Origin of the sequence: Nitriliruptor sp. (genome assembly GCF_040882075.1) — a bacterium.
In the GTDB taxonomy this organism is placed as follows: domain Bacteria; phylum Actinomycetota; class Nitriliruptoria; order Nitriliruptorales; family Nitriliruptoraceae; genus Nitriliruptor.
In genome coordinates, this window is sequence record NZ_JBBEBZ010000083.1 from 1 (window position 1) to 4,652 (window position 4,652).

Consider the following 4,652-nt stretch of genomic DNA (forward strand, 5'->3'; position numbering starts at 1 on the left):
CGGACGACGGTGACGCGGACGACGGTGACGCGGACGACGGTGACGCGGACGACGGTGACGCGGACGACGGCGACGCGGACGACGGCGACGCGGACGACGGGACCAACGACGACGGCGACGCGGACGCGCCGGACCTCGAGGCGTTCGGGACCGAGGACGGCGGAGGCGGTTCGGAGACCTCCGAGCGCGTCCACTCGGCGTTGGTCGACGGGGCGGACGTCCGTCCGGGGGACGAAGGTTGGGGCGCAGCCGTCAGCGAGAGCGCTCGTAGCGGTGGGCACGGCAAGCGCGTCTCCGAGGCCGCCAGCGACGGCAAGAGCGGCAGCAGCTCGGCACGCCCCGACCACGCCGGCAAGCCGGAGAAGGCCGAGAAGGCCGACAAGGCCGAGAAGGCCGAGAGGCCCGACGGTGCCGGTCGCCCGGCCCACGCCGGCGGTCCGGGCGGTCGCGGTGCGGCGCCGGACGACGAAGCCGCACCGGACGACGGGTCGGCACCGGACGACGTCACCACGCCGGACGACGACGCACCCGCGAGCTGAGCCACCCCACCTGACCGCTCCCGGTCGACGCCCGCCCGATGGCTAGGGTGCCGCGGCTACCGGTCCCGGAGGATCCGTGGGGTACGACCGCATCGAGGGCACGCACGTCGTCGTGACGGGCGGTGCCGGGTTCCTCGGCTCGCACCTGTGCACGCGCTTGATCGAGCGTGGCGCCCGCGTGACGGCGATCGACAACCTCATCACGGGACAGCTCTCCAACCTCGAGCTCCTCGAGCACCTCGAGGAGTTCCGGTTCGTGCACCAGGACGTCACCGACTACCTCCACCTCCCCGGGACGGTCGACGCGATCCTGCACTTCGCCTCCCCAGCGTCGCCGATCGACTACCTCGAGCTACCGATCCAGACGTTGAAGGTCGGGGCGCTCGGCACCCACAAGGCGCTCGGCCTGGCTCGGGCCACCGGAGCGACGTTCCTGCTCGCCTCGACCTCCGAGGTGTACGGCGACCCGCAGGTCCACCCGCAGCCGGAGACCTACTGGGGGCACGTCAACCCGATCGGACCCCGTGGTGTCTACGACGAGGCCAAGCGGTTCGCCGAGGCGATGACCTACGCCTACCACCGGACCCACGACGTCGACGTCCGCGTCGTGAGGATCTTCAACTCCGTGCTCGCCGACGAGCAGGTGCTCTACGACGACGGGACCGAGCTCCGGCGCGAGACTTTCCGAGAGCTCGCAGCCCGTGTGGGACACCGAGCCGTGCTCGACAAGTGCCACGTCCCGGCCGTCGACCGAGGTGGCGTCGCTCACAGCACGGAGACGATCGCGCTCGAGGGTCATGCCCCGACCGGCCCCTGTTTCGAGGTCCGGACGCGCTACGGGCGCAGCATCAAGGTCACCGGGGATCACAGCCTCTTCACCCGAGGGCGGGACGGCGAGCTCGTGGCGACACCGGTCACGGAGTTGGAGGTCGGTGACCGCGTGGCCATCACCTCCCGTATCGAGGTCCCCGAGCGGGACCGGACGACGGTCGACGTCCTCGACGTCACCGACGCGGCAGGGCTCGACCGGTGGGGGCTGCGAGCGATGTTCGAGGGGCTCCCCCAGCTGGTCCTCGAACACCGTTCGACGATGGTCGACATCCTGCACCGGCGCGCGACCGAGCACGGCACGGCGACGACGCGCCAGTCGCTCGGGGCGACCGTCGACCGGTGGAAGCGCGGTGGCGCGGTCCCGATCGGCATGCTCGACGTGCTTGGCATCGACGTGCCGCCGGACGGCCACATCGCCGTCCGCTCCGCGGGCCACTCCACGGCACTGCCGCGACGGATCGTCGTGTCGGACGAGCTGCTGTGGTTCCTCGGGCTCTACGTGGCGGAGGGCTGCTGGCAGGAGTCCCCGCCGAAGAACCGCTCCATCAGCGTGTCCTGCGAGCCGGAGATCCTCGACCGCACGGAGAAGGTCCTCCGACGGGAGCTCGGCGTCCACGTCGTCCGCACGTTGCGGGACGAGGACCGGGCGGGCTCGCTCGTCGTCAACGGCCTCCTCGTCCTCGAGTTCCTGCGGCACCTCGGGTTCGATGACGGCGCGAAGCGGATCCCGGGGTGGATCCTCGGCCTCCCTCTCGAGCGGCTCGGTTGGTTCCTCGAGGGGTACCGCGAAGGTGATGGCGTCCACTCCGGTGACAAGTTCGCCACTGCCGAACGACACGAGTTCTCGACGACGTCGACGGACCTCAAGGACGACCTCGTCGTCGCCTTGGCTCGGTACGGCCTGGTGCCATCGGTTGGTCGGTACCACACCCGCAACACCACGACCGACGCATCGGACGTCCGTCGCCCGTTCTGGCGGCTGACCCTGGCGCAGGTCGCGCCATGGAGCCCGCTCGACTGGCACCGCGGGGTCGAGCAGGAGCTCAACGCGCGCCGGTCCGGCGACGTCGTCTGGGCCCAGGTGCGGTCGATCGAGGAGGTCCCACCGACCGAGCTGGTCTACGACTTCAGCGTGCCGGGTCTCGAGAACTTCTGGGCCGGAGGCGGATTCGTCGCGCACAACACCTACGGCGAGCGCATGCGGCTGCACGATGGCCGGGCCGTACCCGCCTTCATCGGACAGGCACTGCGAGGTGAGCCGATCACGGTGCACGGCGACGGCAGCCAGACCCGATCGCTGTGCTACGTCGACGACCTCATCGAGGGCATCCTCCGGCTGCTGATCTCCGGCTACACCGACCCGGTCAACATCGGCAACCCCGAGGAGGTGTCGATCCGTCAGCTGGCCGAGACGATCCGGGACATCGCCGGCAGCGACGTCGACATCATCACCACCCCTCGGCCGGTGGACGACCCGGAGGTGCGCCGCCCCGACCTCACCGTCGCCCGGCGTGAGCTCGGCTGGGAGCCCACCGTGCGCCTCCGCGACGGCCTCGAACGCACCGTCGCTTGGTTCCGTCCCCAGAACGACGCCTGACGGTGCGCGCCGTCATCCTCTGCGGTGGCCGCGGCACCCGCGCCCTCCCCCACACCGAGGTGGTGCCGAAGCCGCTGCTCCACGTCGCCGGCGAGCCTGTGCTCGCCCACGTCCTGCGGATCTACGCCGCGCAGGGCGTGACGGAGTTCGTCCTCGCCGCGGGGTACCTCGCCGACCGGATCGCCGACTTCGCGCGCGGGCTGCCGGCGAGCTGGGACGTCGAGGTGGTCGACACCGGGGTCGATGCGAACACCGCGGAGCGGCTCGTCGCGGTCCGCCACCTGCTCGACGGCCGGTTCCTCGCCAACTACGCCGACGGGCTCGGCGACGTCGACCTCGACGCCCTCGTCGCCTTCCACGCCTCCCGCGGCGGGGCAGCCACGCTCACCAGCGTCCCGCTCCCCTCTCCGTACGGGACCCTCGAGCTTGCCAGCGACGGTGGGGTGCGTACCTTCCGCGAGAAGCCGCGGCTCGACGATCACCGCATCAACGGCGGCTACTTCGTGTTCGAGCCGCGTGTCCTCGACCTCGTGAACGGACCGGACCTCGAGCGTGACGTCCTGCCGGCGATCGCTGCCGCCGGCGAGCTGTACGCCTACGCCCACCCCGGGTTCTGGCGGTCCATGGACACCTACAAGGACGCCCAGGAGCTCACCGAGCTCGCCCGAGGAGGTGCACCGTGGATCCGCGCGTGACCGAGCTCCGCGACCGACGCGTCCTCGTGACCGGTGGGTCGGGTTTCATCGGTTCGCACCTGACCGCCGCGCTCGTCGACCTCGGCGCGGACGTCCACGTGCTGACCTCGGCGGTCAGCAGCGTCTACCCGCACCGGCTCACGCGCCTGCGCACCGACATCCGCCTGCACGAGGGCAACCTCACCGACCCGACGGCGATGCGGGTGCTGATCCGTGAATCCCGTCCGGACGTGGTGTTCCACCTCGGCGCGTACACCCACGTCGGCAAGTCCTGGAACCGCATCGACGAGTGCATCCAGACCAACGTGCAGGGCACGGTCAACCTGCTCGAGGCGCTCGAGGGGTCCGGCTACACCCGGTTCGTCAACACCGGCACCAGCGAGATCTACGGCGCCATCGACGTCCCGTTCGCCGAGGACGATCGACCCGCGCCGGTGTCCCCCTACGCGGTGTCCAAGCACGCGGCCGAGGAGTTCTGTCGACTCGGGGTCACCGGTCGCGACTGGCCCATCGTGCGCGTCCGACCGTTCAACGCCTACGGACCGGCGCAGTCCCCCGACCGCGTCATCCCCGAGATCATCGTCCGGGGCCTACGCGGCGACCGGTTACCGATGACGACCGGCCGGCAGACCCGCGAGTTCAACCACGTCGCCGACCTCGTCGAGGGGTTCGTGCTGGCCGGCGTCGTCCCCGACATCGAGGGACAGCTGCTCAACCTCGGCAACGGCGTCGAGGTGACGATCGCCGATCTGGTCCGCACGCTGCTCGGGGTGATGGGCGAGCCGATCGAGGCCGAGATGGGCGCGCTCCCCGACCGACCCATCGAGATCTGGCGGATGTGCGCCGACGCGACCCGCGCCCGCGAGGTCCTCGGCTGGACGCCTCGCCGGTCGCTGCGTGACGGGCTGGCCGAGACCGTCGAGTGGTACCGAGACGAGCTCGCTCGGCCGGACTCCCCCTTCATCCCCGGGTTCGCCCGGGGGACCTGAG

At 71.0% G+C, this 4,652-nt stretch carries 2 protein-coding genes and 3 pseudogenes; all 5 read left to right on the forward strand.

The genetic code is table 11. From position 1 onward, the window contains the following. A pseudogene (locus WEB03_RS04285) lies at positions 1 to 539 on the forward strand (hypothetical protein); the annotation flags it as partial. Between the two features lie 91 nt (positions 540 to 630). Beyond that, positions 631 to 2,550, forward strand: a pseudogene (locus tag WEB03_RS04290) (GDP-mannose 4,6-dehydratase); the annotation flags it as partial. A 9-nt stretch (positions 2,551 to 2,559) separates the two neighbouring features. Next, a pseudogene (locus WEB03_RS04295) lies at positions 2,560 to 2,967 on the forward strand (GDP-mannose 4,6-dehydratase); the annotation flags it as partial. Positions 2,968 to 2,969: 2 nt separating this feature from the next. Then, positions 2,970 to 3,662 (forward strand): sugar phosphate nucleotidyltransferase, encoded by a 693-nt coding sequence (locus WEB03_RS04300; protein ID WP_368069733.1) that lies wholly within the window; start codon positions 2,970 to 2,972, stop codon positions 3,660 to 3,662. Then, entirely contained in the window at positions 3,647 to 4,651 is a 1,005-nt protein-coding gene (locus WEB03_RS04305; RefSeq protein ID WP_368069734.1) for an NAD-dependent epimerase/dehydratase family protein, read from the forward strand. Before WEB03_RS04300 ends, WEB03_RS04305 begins: the two co-directional genes overlap by 16 nt. The last annotated feature ends 1 nt before the right edge of the window (position 4,652 follow it).